The 15,711-nt window shown below is 60.1% G+C and carries 10 protein-coding genes; 7 read left to right on the top strand and 3 right to left on the bottom strand.

Annotated elements, in window-relative coordinates:
• The first annotated feature begins 106 nt into the window (after positions 1-106).
• From HPDFL43_RS18345 to HPDFL43_RS18375, 7 genes are all read left to right on the top strand, one after another.
• Positions 107-2,578: a glycogen/starch/alpha-glucan phosphorylase gene (locus HPDFL43_RS18345; protein WP_007198902.1), complete on the top strand. Its 2,472-nt coding sequence runs from the start codon at positions 107-109 to the stop codon at positions 2,576-2,578.
• Positions 2,575-4,794, top strand: coding sequence for a 1,4-alpha-glucan branching protein GlgB (gene glgB / locus HPDFL43_RS18350; RefSeq protein ID WP_007198903.1), 2,220 nt, complete (start codon positions 2,575-2,577; stop codon positions 4,792-4,794). Before HPDFL43_RS18345 ends, glgB begins: the two co-directional genes overlap by 4 nt.
• Positions 4,795-4,827: 33 nt before the next feature.
• A complete protein-coding gene (gene glgC, locus HPDFL43_RS18355) occupies positions 4,828-6,099 on the top strand; it encodes a glucose-1-phosphate adenylyltransferase (RefSeq protein ID WP_040449329.1) in 1,272 nt (423 codons plus the stop codon).
• Positions 6,096-7,544, top strand: a complete 1,449-nt coding sequence (gene glgA / locus HPDFL43_RS18360) for a glycogen synthase GlgA (protein ID WP_007198905.1) — start codon at positions 6,096-6,098, stop codon at positions 7,542-7,544. Before glgC ends, glgA begins: the two co-directional genes overlap by 4 nt.
• A 15-nt stretch (positions 7,545-7,559) precedes the next feature.
• Positions 7,560-9,188, top strand: a complete 1,629-nt coding sequence (locus HPDFL43_RS18365; RefSeq protein ID WP_007198906.1) for an alpha-D-glucose phosphate-specific phosphoglucomutase — start codon at positions 7,560-7,562, stop codon at positions 9,186-9,188.
• The gene (gene glgX / locus HPDFL43_RS18370) at positions 9,188-11,167 is read left to right on the top strand and encodes a glycogen debranching protein GlgX (RefSeq protein ID WP_007198907.1); all 1,980 of its coding nucleotides are present in this window, start codon (positions 9,188-9,190) and stop codon (positions 11,165-11,167) included. The genes HPDFL43_RS18365 and glgX overlap by 1 nt, the downstream gene beginning before the upstream one ends.
• 112 nt (positions 11,168-11,279) lie before the next feature.
• Positions 11,280-11,768, top strand: coding sequence for a MaoC family dehydratase (locus tag HPDFL43_RS18375; protein ID WP_040450514.1), 489 nt, complete (start codon positions 11,280-11,282; stop codon positions 11,766-11,768).
• Positions 11,769-11,805: 37 nt separating this feature from the next.
• On the opposite strand, the gene HPDFL43_RS18380 is transcribed toward HPDFL43_RS18375, so the two are convergent.
• The 3 genes from HPDFL43_RS18380 to HPDFL43_RS18390 are packed head-to-tail and all read right to left on the bottom strand — an operon-like array spanning position 11,806 to position 15,699.
• Positions 11,806-12,390: a sarcosine oxidase subunit gamma gene (locus HPDFL43_RS18380; protein WP_007198909.1), complete on the bottom strand. Its 585-nt coding sequence runs from the start codon at positions 12,388-12,390 to the stop codon at positions 11,806-11,808.
• Positions 12,383-15,379, bottom strand: a complete 2,997-nt coding sequence (locus tag HPDFL43_RS18385; RefSeq protein ID WP_007198910.1) for a sarcosine oxidase subunit alpha — start codon at positions 15,377-15,379, stop codon at positions 12,383-12,385. The genes HPDFL43_RS18380 and HPDFL43_RS18385 overlap by 8 nt, the downstream gene beginning before the upstream one ends.
• Entirely contained in the window at positions 15,376-15,699 is a 324-nt protein-coding gene (locus HPDFL43_RS18390) for a sarcosine oxidase subunit delta (RefSeq protein ID WP_007198911.1), read from the bottom strand. Before HPDFL43_RS18390 ends, HPDFL43_RS18385 begins: the two co-directional genes overlap by 4 nt.
• Between the last annotated feature and the right edge of the window lie 12 nt (positions 15,700-15,711).

Below are 15,711 nucleotides of genomic sequence, written 5' to 3' on the forward strand. Positions count from 1 at the left end.
GCTGGATATTGGCTCCAAAATCCGCCATTGCTGTAGGATCTAATCAAGACTCTGCTGAGTAAACTCGCGCCATCTTGCTCCATTTCCTACTCACCGGGAACCGACCATGATTTCCAAGTCTGCCCTAGCCGACCTGCCCTCACCTGCCCCGCGCAGCGCCGATCCCGATGCGTTGGCCGCCGAAATCATCGAACGGCTGACCTATTCGATCGGCAAGGACGCAAAGGTTGCCAAGCCACATGACTGGCTCACGGCAACAATTCTTGTCATTCGCGACCGGGTCATCGACCGCTGGATGGAATCCACCCGTCAAACCTACGATACGGGCGGCAAGCGGGTCTACTACCTCTCTCTCGAGTTCCTGATCGGACGGTTGACGCGCGATGCCGTGTCCAATCTAGGAATGCTTGATGAGGTGCGCGCAGCACTCGGTTCCCTGGGTGTGGATTTCGATGCCGTCACATCGCTTGAGCCGGATGCGGCGTTGGGCAATGGCGGGCTTGGTCGCCTGGCGGCCTGCTTCATGGAATCGATGGCCACTGTCGACGTACCCGCCTTTGGCTACGGCATCCGCTATGTCCACGGACTGTTCCGCCAACAGATGAGCGACGGATGGCAGGTTGAACTGCCCGAGACCTGGCTCGCCAACGGCAATGCCTGGGAATTTCAGCGCCGGGAAAGCGCCTATGAGATCGGCTTTGGCGGTTCGGTTGACGGCATCGGCGCCAACCCCGCGGAGACCCAGCGCTGTGTCTGGAAACCCCAGGAGCGAATGGTTGCCGTGGCTTATGACACGCCTGTGGTCGGCTGGCGGGCCAAGCGCGTCAACACATTGAGGCTCTGGACCGCACAGCCGATCGATCCGATCCTGCTCGATGCGTTCAATGCCGGAGACCACATCGGTGCATTGCGCGAAAGCAACAAGGCTGAAGCTCTGGCCCGGGTTCTGTATCCGGCCGACCAGACGCCCGCGGGACAGGAACTCAGGCTTCGGCAGGAGTATTTCTTCTCCTCCGCCTCGCTACAGGACATTCTGCGCCGGCATCTTCAGGAATATGGGGACCTGCGCTCACTGCCCGACAAGGTCGCCATTCAGCTCAACGACACACACCCGGCCATCTCCGTTGCCGAACTGATGCGGCTGTTGATCGACATCCACCGCTTCGGGTTCGATGCCGCCTGGGAGATAACCAGGAAGACGTTCAGCTACACCAACCACACGCTGCTGCCCGAGGCACTGGAGAGCTGGCCGGTGCCACTGTTCGAACGGCTTCTGCCGCGTCACATGCAACTGGTCTACGCCATCAACGCGAAGATTCTTCGCAACGCCCGGCTGGAGCGCGGCTTTGATGAAGACCAGATCCGATCAGTCTCACTGATCGACGAGGGCGGCGACCGGCGCGTCCGGATGGGCAACCTGGCCTTTGTCGGCTCCCATTCGATAAACGGCGTGTCGGCTCTGCACACCGATCTGATGAAGCAGACCGTGTTCTCGGATCTTCATGGCCTTTACCCCGACCGCATCAACAACAAGACCAACGGCATCACCCCGCGGCGATGGCTGATGCAGTGCAACCCAGGCCTGTTCAGCCTGATCCGCGACGCCATTGGCGACGAATTCATGGACAACACCGAGGCGCTCTCAGCCCTCGACGCCTTTGCCGGTGACAGCGAGTTCTGCGCCCGCTTCGCCGCAGTAAAGCGCGACAACAAGGTCAGGCTCGCCAATCTCGTCGCCCGCCGCATGGGCATCAAGCTCGATCCTTCGGCAATGTTCGACATCCAGATCAAGCGCATCCATGAATACAAGCGGCAATTGCTCAATATCATTGAAGCCATTGCGCTCTACGACCAGATCCGCTCCCACCCGGAGCGCGACTGGGTGCCGCGCGTCAAGTTCCTGGCTGGAAAGGCTGCACCAAGCTATCACAACGCAAAATACATCATCAAACTGGCCAATGATGTCGCCCGGGTGATCAACAATGATCCGGCCGTGCGCGGTCTTCTGAAAATAGCGTTCCTGCCAAACTACAATGTCTCCCTTGCCGAGATCATGGTGCCGGCAGCCGATCTGTCGGAGCAGATTTCCACCGCCGGTATGGAGGCATCGGGCACCGGCAATATGAAGTTTGCCTTGAATGGCGCGCTGACCATCGGAACCCTCGACGGCGCCAATGTCGAAATCCAGGAACATGTCGGCAAGGACAACATCATCATTTTCGGCATGACAGCCGAGGAAGTTGCCGAGCGCCGCGAAAATGGTCACGAACCTCGTCCCATCATCGAGGCCTCACGGGAACTGTCGCAGGCCCTCACGGCCATCGCCTCGGGTGTTTTCAGCCCCGATGACCGCGATCGTTACGCAGGGCTGGTAGCAGGGCTTTATGACCATGACTGGTTCATGGTCGCCGCCGATTTCGAGGCCTATGCCGACGCTCAGCGCCGGGTCGACGCTTTGTGGGTTGACGAAGAGGCATGGTATAGCCGTACTATCCTCAATACATCGCGCATGGGATGGTTTTCTTCGGACCGCACCATTCGGCAGTATGCAAAGGAAATCTGGAAAGCCGGCCCATGATCGAAAAGGGAACCGCGCGTAACGCCGACAAAACAGGCATTGCCCTGCCGGCGGATACAGCAGAAGCAATCGCTTCGGGAGCGCATGCGGACCCTTTTTCTGTTCTTGGCATTCACCAATTTGAAGATGGCTTTCTTGCCCGTGTTTTCATCCCGGGGGCTGATGCCGTCTTCGCGACAATCCTGGACGGCTCCCCGGCAGGCAAGCTCGACGCTGGCGCCGTCTCAGGCGTTTTCGAAGGCAAGGTTGATATCAAGACGCGGCAACCGCTGCGCTATAAGGCATCAAGAACCACTGGTGACTCGACTGACATATGGACGGTCGATGACCCCTACAGTTTCGGCCCCGTGCTCGGACCGGTGGACGACCACCTGTTTGCCGAAGGCTCGCATCTGCGACTGTTCGACCGCCTTGGCGCCCACCCGATTGAGCATGAAGGTGCTAAGGGGGTGCATTTCGCAGTCTGGGCGCCCAACGCCCGGCGCGTGTCGGTGGTGGGTGATTTCAATGCCTGGGACGGACGCCGTCATGTCATGCGCCGCCGGAGCGATGTCGGCGTCTGGGAGATCTTCGCGCCCGGAGTGATCGCGGGAACCGCTTACAAATTCGAAATCATCGGGGCCCAGGGAGAAAAGCTGCCACTCAAGGCGGACCCCTTCGCCAGACAAGCCGAATTCAGGCCGGCCACCGCCTCGATCGTGACCACCGAAATTGCACATGAATGGGGCGATCAGGCACACCGTAATCATTGGGCAAACGTGGATGCCCGGCGTCAGCCGATGTCAATCTACGAGGTGCATCCGGGGTCGTGGCGCCGCCATGCCGATGGCGCCTTTCTCAGTTGGGATCAGCTCGCCGATGAACTGATCCCCTACTGCACCGAGATGAGATTCACGCATATCGAGTTTCTGCCGGTCTCCGAACACCCCTACGATCCATCTTGGGGCTATCAGACAACGGGGCTGTATGCGCCCTCGGCGCGGTTCGGCGAACCTGAGGGGTTTGCCCGGTTCGTCGATGGCGCGCATCAGGTCGGCATCGGCATCATTGTCGACTGGGTCCCTGCCCACTTTCCCACCGACGAGCATGGCCTGGCGCATTTTGACGGCACCGCGCTCTACGAACATGCAGACCCTCGTCAGGGCTTTCATCCCGACTGGAACACGGCCATCTACAATTTCGGTCGTAAGGAAGTGTCCTCCTATCTCGTCAACAACGCCCTGTTCTGGGCGGAGGCCTATCATGTTGACGGCCTGCGTGTGGATGCTGTGGCTTCCATGCTTTACCTAGACTACTCGCGCAAGGACGGGGAATGGGTGCCCAACAAGGATGGCGGCCGCGAAAATCTAGAAGCAGTCGATTTCCTGCGCGCCATGAACAAGGCAGTCTACGCAAGCCATCCCGGCATAGTCACCATTGCGGAAGAATCGACGTCCTGGCCCAAGGTTTCCGCCCCAGTGCATGAGGGCGGGCTGGGTTTCGGTTTCAAATGGAACATGGGATTCATGCATGACACCCTGTCCTATATCAGCCGCGATCCGGTTCACCGGAAGCACCACCACGACGAGATCACCTTCGGACTGCTCTACGCATTCTCTGAAAATTTCGTACTGCCGATTTCCCATGACGAGGTGGTGCATGGCAAAGGCTCGCTGTTGGCCAAGATGCCGGGCGACGAATGGCAGAAATTTGCCAATCTGCGCGCCTATTTCGGTTTCATGTGGGGCTATCCGGGCAAGAAACTCTTGTTCATGGGCCAGGAATTCGCCCAACGCGGTGAATGGAGCGAAGCCCGCCAGCTCGATTGGGATCATCTCGATGATCCCCGCCACCATGGCATGCAGGATCTGGTCCGTGACCTTAACCGGCTCTATGCGAGACTGCCGGCCCTGCATGCACGCGATTGCGAACCCGAAGGCTTTGAGTGGCTCATTGCCGATGACAGCACCAACTCGGTTTTTGCCTGGATCAGGCGGGCTCCTGGCGAAAAGTCAGTCGTTATCGTGACAAACTTCACGCCAAAAGTGCGAACCGGCTATCAGCTTGATTTGCCTGAAGCAGGAAACTGGCTTGAAGTCTTCAATTCCGACGCCACCATCTATGGTGGCTCTGGACAGGGGAACATGGGCGAAGTGATGACACGTCTCGAGGACGGACACATCATCGCCGATCTGACATTGCCGCCATTGGCGACAATTATGCTGACGCCAGGATGAACCGGGCGCGAAACTGAGTCTGGGGAGGATGAAATGGAGCAGAAAAGGGCACAGCCACTGGCACGAGACGCCATGGCCTATGTGTTGGCCGGCGGCCGCGGCAGCCGGTTGAAAGAGCTCACCGACCGGCGCGCCAAGCCAGCCGTTTATTTTGGCGGCAAGACCAGGATTATTGATTTTGCCCTCTCCAATGCCCTCAACTCCGGGATTCGCCGCATCGGCGTCGCGACCCAGTACAAGGCACATTCACTGATCCGGCACCTGCAACGTGGTTGGAACTTCCTACGCCCCGAGCGAAATGAAAGTTTCGACATCCTGCCGGCCAGCCAGCGCGTGTCAGAGACCCAATGGTACGACGGCACTGCAGATGCCGTGTTCCAGAACATCGACATTATCGAAGGCTACGAGCCCAAATACATGGTGATCTTGGCCGGTGATCATATTTACAAGATGGACTACGAATTGATGCTGCAACAGCACGTCGATTCCGGCGCCGACGTTACTGTCGGCTGTCTCGAGGTGCCACGCATGGAAGCAACAGGCTTCGGCGTCATGCATGTCGATGAAACCGACCAGATCATAGACTTCGTCGAAAAACCCGTCGACCCGCCCGGCATCCCAAGCAATCCCGACATGGCTCTGGCGTCGATGGGAATCTATGTCTTCAACACCGGTTTCCTGATGGAGGAGTTGCGGCGGGATGCTCAAACCCCTGGCTCAAGCCGTGATTTCGGCAAGGACATCATCCCCTACATCGTCCAGCACGGTAAAGCGGTGGCACATCGGTTCGCCGATTCCTGCGTTCGGGAAACACCGGAGCATGAAGCCTACTGGCGGGATGTCGGAACCATGGACGCCTATTGGCAAGCCAACATCGATCTGACCGAAATACTGCCCGATCTCGACCTTTATGACCGGTCCTGGCCGATCTGGACCTATGCGGAGATCCGCCCGCCGGCCAAATTTGTGCACAATGAAGATGGCCGTCGCGGCACGGCGCTTTCCTCACTGGTGTCGGGCGATTGCATCATTTCCGGATCAGAATTGCATCGCTCGCTGCTTTTCTCCGGTGTGCTGTGCCGCTCTTATTCAAAACTCAACGAAGCGGTGGTATTGCCCGAATGTGTCATCGGGCGTCACGCCAATCTCTCCCGCGTCGTGCTCGACAGGGGCGTCAAGATTCCGGCCGGACTGGTTGTCGGCCAGGATCCGGAACTCGATGCCAGCCGTTTTCGTCGAACCGAGTCAGGGATCTGTCTCATAACCCAGGAAATGCTCGACCGTGAGGGGCTGATTTACGAATGAAGGTTCTCTCTGTTGCGTCAGAAGTCTATCCGCTGATCAAGACCGGCGGGCTTGCGGATGTCGCCGGCGCCCTGCCCGCCGCATTGGCGGCGCACGGCGTAGACATGCAGGTGCTTCTCCCCGGCTACAAGCCTGTCATGGCCAAGCTCGTCAATCCGGTTCGGATGATGGAGTTCGATGATCTCTTCGGCGTCAAGGCAGTGATCATGGCCTACCGGATGGGCGGGGTTCAGTATCTCGTACTGGACGCTCCGGATCTTTTTGACCGCGATGGCGGTCCCTACACGGATGCATCAGGCACCGATTTCCCGGACAACTGGCGGCGCTTCGCAGCGCTGTGCCGCGCGGCCGCCAGCATCGCCGAAGAAGGACTGGATGGATGGATTCCGGACGTCGTTCACGCCCATGACTGGCAGGCGGGTCTGGTTCCGGCCTATCTCCAACATGGCCCGGCGGCAGCCACACCCAGCGTCATGACGGTTCACAACATTGCGTTTCAGGGCCAGTTCAAGGCCGCGATCTTTGCCGAGCTTGGTCTGCCGCCTTCGGTCTTCTCGGTCGACGGCATCGAGTATTATGGCGACGTGAGCTACCTGAAGGGCGGCCTGCAGCTGGCGTCCGTGATCACAACGGTAAGCCCGACATACGCCCAGGAAATCCGCACCCCGGAATTCGGCATGGGCCTTGAAGGCTTGGTCAACGCGCGCGCGGCGGACCTGTACGGTATTGTCAATGGAATCGACACCACGGTCTGGGATCCGGCGAGCGACCCGCTGATTGAAGCCAAATACTCCGAAGGAAAACTCAAAAAACGTCAGCCAAACCGCAAAGCACTTGCCGATCGGTTCGGCTTGACCGAGCAAGATGGGCTCCTCTTCACCGTGGTCAGCCGGTTGACCTGGCAGAAAGGGATGGATGTTCTGGCCGAGGTTGCCGATGACATCGTCACCATGGGCGGTCAGCTTGCGGTTCTGGGGTCAGGCGATCCCGAACTTGAGGACGCGCTCCTGGCCGCAGCTGCCCGTCACCCGGGCCATATCGGCGTCATCATCGACTATGATGAAGCCTTATCCCATCTCATGCAGGCAGGTGGCGACGCGCTCCTGGTCCCGTCACGGTTCGAACCTTGCGGACTGACCCAGCTCTACGGGCTGCGCTATGGAAATGTTCCGGTGGTCGCTCGCACCGGCGGCCTGGCCGACACCATAATCGACGCCAATGAGGCTGCAAGCGCCGCCCGTGTCGCCACAGGCTTTCAGTTTTCTCCAGTCACGCCCGATGCCCTGCGCGAGACACTGCGCCGCGCGACCAGAGCCTTTGCCGAGCCCAAGGTCTGGGCTAGGTTGCAAAATCAGGGGATGGATTCAGATGTCTCCTGGGAGCGAAGTGCAGCACGCTACGCGACGATGTACCGTGACATCATTGCTTCCGTTTCCAGCGATTGAACAGAGTAATATTTGATGACCAAGACCATAAAAATCACCCCTTTTGCCGACCAGAAACCAGGCACTTCAGGACTGCGCAAGAAGGTTCCGGTGTTTCAGACGCCGGGCTACACCGAGGCTTTTATCCAATCCATCTTTGACAGCCTGGAAGGGTATGCCGGGACCACATTGGTGATTGGCGGCGATGGCCGCTATTACAACCGGGAGGTCATCCAGACAGCCATACGCATGGCGGCGGCAAATGGGTTTGGCCGGGTGCTGGTTGGCCAGGGCGGAATTCTCTCGACACCGGCCGCCTCGCATCTGATCCGCAAAAATGAAGCATTCGGCGGCCTGATCCTGTCGGCAAGCCACAATCCCGGTGGTCCGAACGAAGACTTCGGCCTCAAATACAATGTCGCCAATGGTGGCCCAGCGCCAGAGAAGCTCACCGATGCGATCTATTCCCGCAGCAAGGTGATCGACCGCTACCTGATCGAAGATTTCGACGACGTCGATCTCGATCGGATCGGAACCTTTGAAGCGGGCGGAATGATCATCGAAGTGATCAACCCGGTCACCGATTACGCGGAACTGATGGAAACGCTGTTCGACTTCGACGCAATCCGCGCAATGATTGCCGGCGGTTTCAGGGCAACGTTTGATGCCATGCATGCGGTGACCGGCCCTTACGCCAAGGAGATTTTGGTCCGGCGCCTGGGCGCCGACCCGGCCCTGGTGCTCAATGCCGTCCCGCTTGAGGATTTTGGTGGGCACCATCCTGACCCAAACCTGGTCCATGCAAAGGCGCTTTACGACACGATGATGAGTGCCGATGCGCCGGATTTCGGCGCTGCTTCCGATGGCGATGGCGACCGAAATCTGATCATCGGCAAGGGTGTTTTCGTCAACCCGTCGGATTCGCTGGCGATGCTAGCCGCCAATGCGCATCTGGCCCCGGGCTACAAGGCCGGCCTCAAAGGGATTGCCCGCTCGATGCCGACGAGCGGTGCTGCCGACCGGGTCGCTGAAAAGCTCGGCGTCGAGATGCACGAAACACCGACCGGCTGGAAGTTCTTCGGCAACCTGCTCGACGCGGGCCGCTGCACGATCTGCGGCGAGGAAAGCGCAGGCACCGGTTCCGATCATGTTCGCGAGAAGGATGGCCTGTGGGCGATCTTGCTGTGGCTCAACATCCTTGCTGTGCGCCGTCAAAGTGTAAGCGACATCGTCAACGATCACTGGGCCACCTACGGACGGACCTTCTATTCACGCCACGACTACGAGGCCATTGAGAGCGAGAAGGCCAACCATTTGATGAAGGCGCTGGAAGACAGGCTCCCCGAATTGCCGGGCCAGTCAGTCGGATCGCTCACCGTCGAGCGCGCGGACAGTTTCACCTATCATGATCCGGTCGACGGCTCGATCAGCCGCAATCAGGGGCTTCGCATCTTGTTTGAAGGTGGCGCACGCCTGGTGTTCCGGCTCTCGGGCACCGGCACCTCTGGCGCGACGCTTAGGGTCTATATGGAGCGCCATGAGCCTGATCCAGCCCTGCATCAGCAGGAAGCTCAGGCCGCGCTGGCACCGGTGATCGAAGCTGCGGAAACCCTCGCCGGAATCCGCGAGCGCACCGGGCGCGACGCCCCCACTGTCATCACCTGATGAGGTTGATCAACGACGCTGCTGCAGCCTTCAGGGCCGGAGCCGCACTCACGGCCTCCGGCGCACGGTTCGTGGTTCAGGCACCCGGTGCCGAGGCGGTTTCGGTATGCCTGTTTGATCAGATCGACACCGAAGTCGCCCGGCACAGCCTTGACGCAAGCGGCGATGGCCTGTTCACCGGTTTGGTTGAAGGGGTGAGCGCTGGCCAGCGCTACGGTTTGCGCGCGCACGGCCCCTGGGCGCCAGCAAGGGGGGATCGGTTCGACCCGTCAAAGCTGTTGGTTGACCCTTACGCCACAAGGCTCGACCGGCCTTTTTCCTACGACCCGCGCCTCGGCCTTTTTGGGGAGGACACCGCAAGCCTGGTCCCCAAGGCCGTGCTTGAGCCGCCGCTCCCATCCCTCAACCCCGGCAAACCGGTCTTTGTACCCGGGGGTCTGGTTTACGAGCTTCCCGTTCGCGCCTTCACCATGCTGCACCCGGATGTTCCTGAAGGCGATCGCGGCACGCTCAGGGCTCTGGCGCATCCTGCGATCATCGACCATCTGGTTTCGCTCAATGTAAGCACCGTGGAGTTGCTACCGATCGCTGCCTGGATCGATGAACGGCATCTGCCGCCGCTCGGCCTCAGCAATGCCTGGGGCTACAATCCCGTCACCATGCTGGCACTCGACCCACGCCTTGTACCGGGCGGAATTGCCGATCTTCGTTTCGCCGTCGAGGCGCTTCATCAAGCAGGGATCGGCGTCATTCTTGACGTTGTCTACAACCACACCGGCGAAAGCGACAATCACGGGCCGACCCTTTCATTGCGAGGGCTCGGCAACGCCACTTACTATCGGCATGAGCGGGATGATCCCGGAAGCCCGGTCAACGACACCGGTTGCGGCAACACGCTGGCCTGTGACCGGCCGGAAGTTCAGACGCTGGTTCTCAGCGCACTTCGCCATTTCGTAACCCAGGCCGGGATTGATGGCTTCCGCTTCGATCTGGCTCCGGTCATGGGCCGCTCGCAGGACGGCTTTTCAGCGGACGCCCAGCTTCTGCAAGCCATTGTGGATGATCCGGTCCTGCATGACCGGGTGATGATCGCCGAACCCTGGGACATCGGGCCCGGCGGCTACCAGCTCGGCAATTTCGGCCCTCCCTGGCTTGAATGGAACGACAGCGCGCGAGACGACATTCGGCGCTTCTGGCGCGGCGATCCGGGGATGACCGGGGCATTGGCAACGCGGCTTTCAGGCTCATCGGATATTTTCGCGCGCAATGGTGCGCGCAAGACCCGCAGCATCAATTTCGTTGCCGCCCATGACGGCTTTCCGCTTGGCGATCTGGTGATGTTTGAAACCAAACACAATGAGGCCAATGGCGAAAACAACCGCGATGGCCATAACGCCAATCACTCATGGAACAATGGTATAGAGGGCCCGAGCGAAGACCCGGCTGTAGCCGCCGCGCGCGAAGCAGATGCACGGGCGCTGCTCGCCACCCTGTTCTCCACCCGCGGCACGATCATGCTGACGGCTGGTGATGAGTTCGGCCACAGCCAGGGGGGCAACAACAACGCCTATGCACAGGACAATGCCATAACGTGGCGCGACTGGTCGCAACTGAACCATGAGCGGCTCGCCTTTACCCGCGCCTGGTCGAAGCTCAGGGCCAACTCGGAGCTGCTTGGACGTCTGGAGTTTCTCAGTAGCGCAGACGGTTCGGACACTCCCGATCAGGTTGCCTGGCTCACCTCCGACGGCAAACCGATGACGCCGGAAGATTGGGAAGACGCAAACCGCACAGCCTTCGTGATGGTTCTAGGAGCACCCGGCAACCGAATAGCAACCCTCTTCAACCGAGGCTTCAGTGCGGTTGATCCAGCTCTTCCGGCGACTGCGGGCCAATGGGTTTCTGCGCTTTCAGGAACACCCCTTGACGAGAAATCCCCAGGCCGCTCCGTGACCGTCTGGCGGGAAACAGATACCTGACTTTGCGGCCGCGATGAGATGCCGGAAACTGGGTATCGACAAAAATTGCCAATGCACTGCTCCACGCATCGCTGTAAGGTTCCGCATTGCAATATGACATTTGGAGGCCAGCGTGGCACGAGAGATTTCACTCGCCGACATCGAGAGCCTTGTTGGCACGGAACTTGGCGTATCAGAGTGGATTGAGGTTCCTCAGTCGCGGATCGACACATTCGCCGACGCCACCGGTGACCACCAATTCATCCATGTCGATCCCGCACGGGCAGCAGAGACGCCATTCGGAGGAACCATCGCACACGGGTTTCTCACACTGTCGATGCTGTCAGCCATGAACTATGACTGCGTCCCCACTGTGCGCGAACAGACCATGGGGATCAATTACGGCTTTGAGAAAGTCCGCTTCATGGCCCCGGTCCCTGCAGGCACACGCATCCGCGGCCGGTTCGTGCTGGAAGCCGCCCGCTTTCGTGGAGCGGGCATGATCATGTTGACCTATCTGGTAACCATCGAGATCGAGGGCAGCAAGAAACCTGCGCTCACCGCCACCTGGCTGACCATCAGCCAGTTCGATCCCAAGGATCGCCCGCAAGACGCCGGCTGACCGGACGCCAGCGTCACGCGATGCCCGACACTGTCCTTCAGGCCAGGCAGTCCTTTGAGGTTTCCGTCAGGAAGCCAAAGGCGTAGTCGGAGAACGAGCGCCAGCATTCGACGCGATAGTCCGTCTCACCGCTGCGGTGGATCACAACCTCGATTTTTCCCAGGACAGTTCGCGCTGCCGCGCCTACGGGAAATGCCGCGTCGCTCAGGTTCTGCGGACATCCGCCCTCAAGCGTCGCCCGCGCGCCCTTGCCAGCCACAACAATCGCCGTGTTGCGGTGGGAAATGTCGGTCGCCGAATGCAACACCCTGGCTTTCGCGAGATCGCCCATCGGATCGCCGCTCTCATCGATGATCAGCCATTCGTCCGGGCCAAGCCAAAGCGCCAGACGGCCCTTGGCATTGCTTGCCGATGTCTTCGGCGCCAGCGGCAAGTCCAGCCCAAGGACTTTTGAAAGAGCCTTCGCGTTGGCTGAGTCAGCCCGCAACGAGATCCGGCTTGCAGGATTGGCGGGAGTCAAAGTCACGCCAGCACCACCGCTGATGCGGCCTGCGAGCGGCTCAACCCGAACGGCCTGAGCAACTTTGGCTGCGACCTTGGCAGCTTGAGCGGATTTAGCCATTGAGGCGCACTCCCTCTTTGTCGATAAACACGGTGTCGGAAACCTCGACCTCGATGGTCCTGTCAGGCATCGGCACATAGAGCGTCTTGCCCTTGAGCGCACGCCCATCGGCGACAACTGCCATGGCAATCGAGCGGCCGCAGTTCTCGGACCAGTAGGACGAGGTCACGTGACCGATCATTGTCATCGGAAGGCTCTGGTTCGGATCGGCGACGATCTGCGCGCCTTCCTCAAGCACCGTTTTCGGATCCTTGGTCATCAGACCGACGAGCTGCTTGCGGCCCGGGGCAACCAGATCCGGACGCTTCATGCCCCGAATGCCGACAAAATCCGGTTTCTTTTTCGCCACCGCCCAATTGAGCCCGGCATCATCGGGAGTGATTGTACCGTCGGTATCCTGACCGACAATGATGTAGCCTTTTTCCGCGCGCAGCACGTGCATGGCTTCGGTCCCATAAGCACAGGCGCCCAACGGTTCAGCTTGTGCCCAGAGCGCTTCCCAGACCGATTTGCCATAGTCTGCGGGCACATTGATTTCAAAGCCTGCCTCACCGGTGAACGACATCCGGAACAACCGTGTCGGCACACCGCAGATCTTGCCTTCCCGCACGCTCATATGCGGCATCGCCTCATTCGAGAGATCGATGCCTTCCACCAGCGGCGCAATGATCTCGCGAGCCTTGGGGCCCTGAACCGCAATCACGGCCCATTGTTCGGTCGTCGAGGTCAGCCAGACCTTGAGATCGGGAAACTCGGTCTGCAGGTAGTCTTCCATATGATGCATCACCCGCGGCGCGCCGCCGGTGGTCGTGGTCACATGGAACCGGTCTTCGGCCAAGCGTCCAACCACACCGTCATCATAGATGAAGCCATCCTCACGCAGCATAATGCCGTATTTGCAGCGGCCCGGTGCCAGCTTGTCCCAGCCATTGGTGTACATCAGGTCGAGGAACTTGGCGGCATCGGGACCGACAACCTCGATCTTGCCCAGTGTCGAAGCATCGAACATGCCCGCGACCTCGCGCACCGTGCGGCATTCGCGATTGACCGCCTCATGCATGCCTTCGCCGGCGCGCGGATAGTACCAGGCGCGCTTCCACTGCCCGACATCCTCGAAGACCGCACCATGCGCCACTTCCCAGTCATGGATCGGCGTGCATCGCGTCGGATCAAACAGGTGACCGCGCGAATGATTGACGATGGCACCGAAGGTCACCGGCGTATAGGGCGAGCGAAAGGTGGTGAGTCCCACCTGCGGCAGTGGCTTGCCGAGCATTTCAGCCGCAATCGCCAGTCCGTGAATGTTCGACGTCTTGCCCTGATCAGTGGCCATGCCGTTGGTGGTGAAGCGTTTGACGTGCTCGATCGAATGCATGCCCTCGCGCACGGCCAGACGGATGTCCTTGGCGGTCACATCGTTCTGGAAATCGACAAAGGCCTTGACCGTGGTGTCAGGTCCCGCGCCGCCGGCGGACCCCATCATGCTGCCATCCCACGACGTGCCCGCCTCAGCCTCAGGTGCTTTCCAACGGGACCCAGTCTTGATCCCGGCAGATTTCGCGGCCTCAAGCCCGGCCTTGGCGGCGTCGGCAACCGCGTCACCAAGCTCGTCGACGCCATTGCAGGCTCCGACGCTGGTACAATCCTGAACGTTGCGGCCCGGCAGGAACCGGGAGGTTTCCTCATCCCAGACCACCTTGCCGCGCGATTGCGAATACATGTGCACCGAAGGCGTCCAGCCTGCAGACATGATCAGCGCATCAACCGCGATATCGCGTGTCGCCCCGCCCGAAGCCCTGCCGACCTTCATCGATTTGATGCGAAGCGAACCGGAGGTGTCGAGCACTGACTGTCCGGCCAGAACCTCGATGCCCAGCTCCTTGGCACGCGCCACCAGAGACGCATCCGGATCGGGCCGCACATCAATGATCGCAGGCACGGAAACTCCTGCCTGCTTGAGATCAAAGGCAGCGTGCCAGGCTGAATCGCAGGCCGTGTAAACACCGACCTTGGCACCGACGGCGACGCCAAAATGATTGAGATAGGTCCGCGCAGCAGATGCCAGCATGATGCCGGGGCGGTCATTGTTGGAAAACACCATATGCCGCTCGATCGCACCGGTGGCGATCACCACCTGCTTGGCGCGCACCTGCCAAAGCCGTTCACGCGGCAGCGATGGATCCGGGTTGGCCAGGTGTTCGGTCACCCGCTCAAGCAAGGCAACGTGATTCTGCGCCTGATATCCGAAGGCGGTGGTGCGAGTCAGCACCCGCACATTTGCCATGGCGCGAAGCTCGTCTGTGGCGGCCTGCGCCCAGTCCCAGCCCGGCTTTCCGTCAATGACCGCATCGGTCTCGTGATGAAACGCGCCACCGGTTTCAGCCTGCTCGTCGCACAGGATCACCTCTGCCCCGGTATGCGCGGCGGCAAGCGCCGCAGACAATCCGGCTGCACCACCGCCGATCACCAGCACATCACAATGGACAAAATGGTTGGCATAGTGATCCGGATCCGGCTCGCTCGGAGCCACACCCAGACCGGCCGCGGCACGGATCACCGGCTCGTAAACCTTCTTCCAGGCAGCCTTCGGCCACATGAAGGTCTTGTAGTAAAAACCGGCAGCAAAGAACGGCGAGGCGAGATTGTTCAGCCCACCGACATCAAAGGCCAGCGATGGCCAGCGGTTTTGCGATTTGGCCTGCAACCCGTCAAACACCTCCTGCACGGTGGCCCGAATGTTCGGCGTCCGTCTTGCGGCATCCCGGCCAATATCGATCAGCGCGTTCGGCTCTTCCGGCCCTGCCGACAGCATCCCGCGTGGGCGATGGTATTTGAAAGAGCGGCCGGTCAGGTGAATGCCATTGGCAATCAGCGCGGAGGCAAGCGTATCGCCCTCAACCGCTGTCAGCGCCTTGCCATCGAAGGTAAAGCGCAGCGTCTTGGCGGGCGTCAGTCGGCCCTTGCCCTTGATCCGGTTGGCGCCGCTCATTGTTTTTCTCCTGCGACGCGAACCACGCCGTCATCGCCACGCGCCACCGCGACACGGGGCTCGCCGGATTTGTAAGTGGTGACGAACTTATCACTCACCGTATCGCGCACGGCATTGAAGAAGCGCGCGCAGCCATGGATGTGGCGCCAGCGCTCATAGGAAACTCCCTTTGGGTTGTCACGGATAAAGAAGAACCCTTCGAACGCCTCATCGCTGATCTCGGCGATGTTCTTCGGCCGCTCGATATGAGCCTCGCCGGCGTTGCGGAATTCGAGTTCCGGCCGCTCTTCCTGGCAATAGGGACAATGGATCAGAAGCATTGCTTGGTCCTT

Origin of the sequence: Hoeflea phototrophica DFL-43 (genome assembly GCF_000154705.2) — a bacterium.
In the GTDB taxonomy this organism is placed as follows: Bacteria; Pseudomonadota; Alphaproteobacteria; order Rhizobiales; family Rhizobiaceae; genus Hoeflea; species Hoeflea phototrophica.

Excerpts from the sequence above, each read along its gene's own strand:
- HPDFL43_RS18345 (WP_007198902.1), top strand. The coding sequence starts at position 107 with ATGATTTCCAAGTCTGCCCTAGCCGACCTGCCCTCACCTGCCCCGCGC.
- glgB (WP_007198903.1), top strand. The coding sequence starts at position 2,575 with ATGATCGAAAAGGGAACCGCGCGTAACGCCGACAAAACAGGCATTGCC.
- glgC (WP_040449329.1), top strand. The coding sequence starts at position 4,828 with ATGGAGCAGAAAAGGGCACAGCCACTGGCACGAGACGCCATGGCCTAT.
- glgA (WP_007198905.1), top strand. The coding sequence starts at position 6,096 with ATGAAGGTTCTCTCTGTTGCGTCAGAAGTCTATCCGCTGATCAAGACC.
- HPDFL43_RS18365 (WP_007198906.1), top strand. The coding sequence starts at position 7,560 with ATGACCAAGACCATAAAAATCACCCCTTTTGCCGACCAGAAACCAGGC.
- glgX (WP_007198907.1), top strand. The coding sequence starts at position 9,188 with ATGAGGTTGATCAACGACGCTGCTGCAGCCTTCAGGGCCGGAGCCGCA.
- HPDFL43_RS18380 (WP_007198909.1), bottom strand. The coding sequence starts at position 12,390 with ATGGCTAAATCCGCTCAAGCTGCCAAGGTCGCAGCCAAAGTTGCTCAG.
- HPDFL43_RS18385 (WP_007198910.1), bottom strand. The coding sequence starts at position 15,379 with ATGAGCGGCGCCAACCGGATCAAGGGCAAGGGCCGACTGACGCCCGCC.
- HPDFL43_RS18390 (WP_007198911.1), bottom strand. The coding sequence starts at position 15,699 with ATGCTTCTGATCCATTGTCCCTATTGCCAGGAAGAGCGGCCGGAACTC.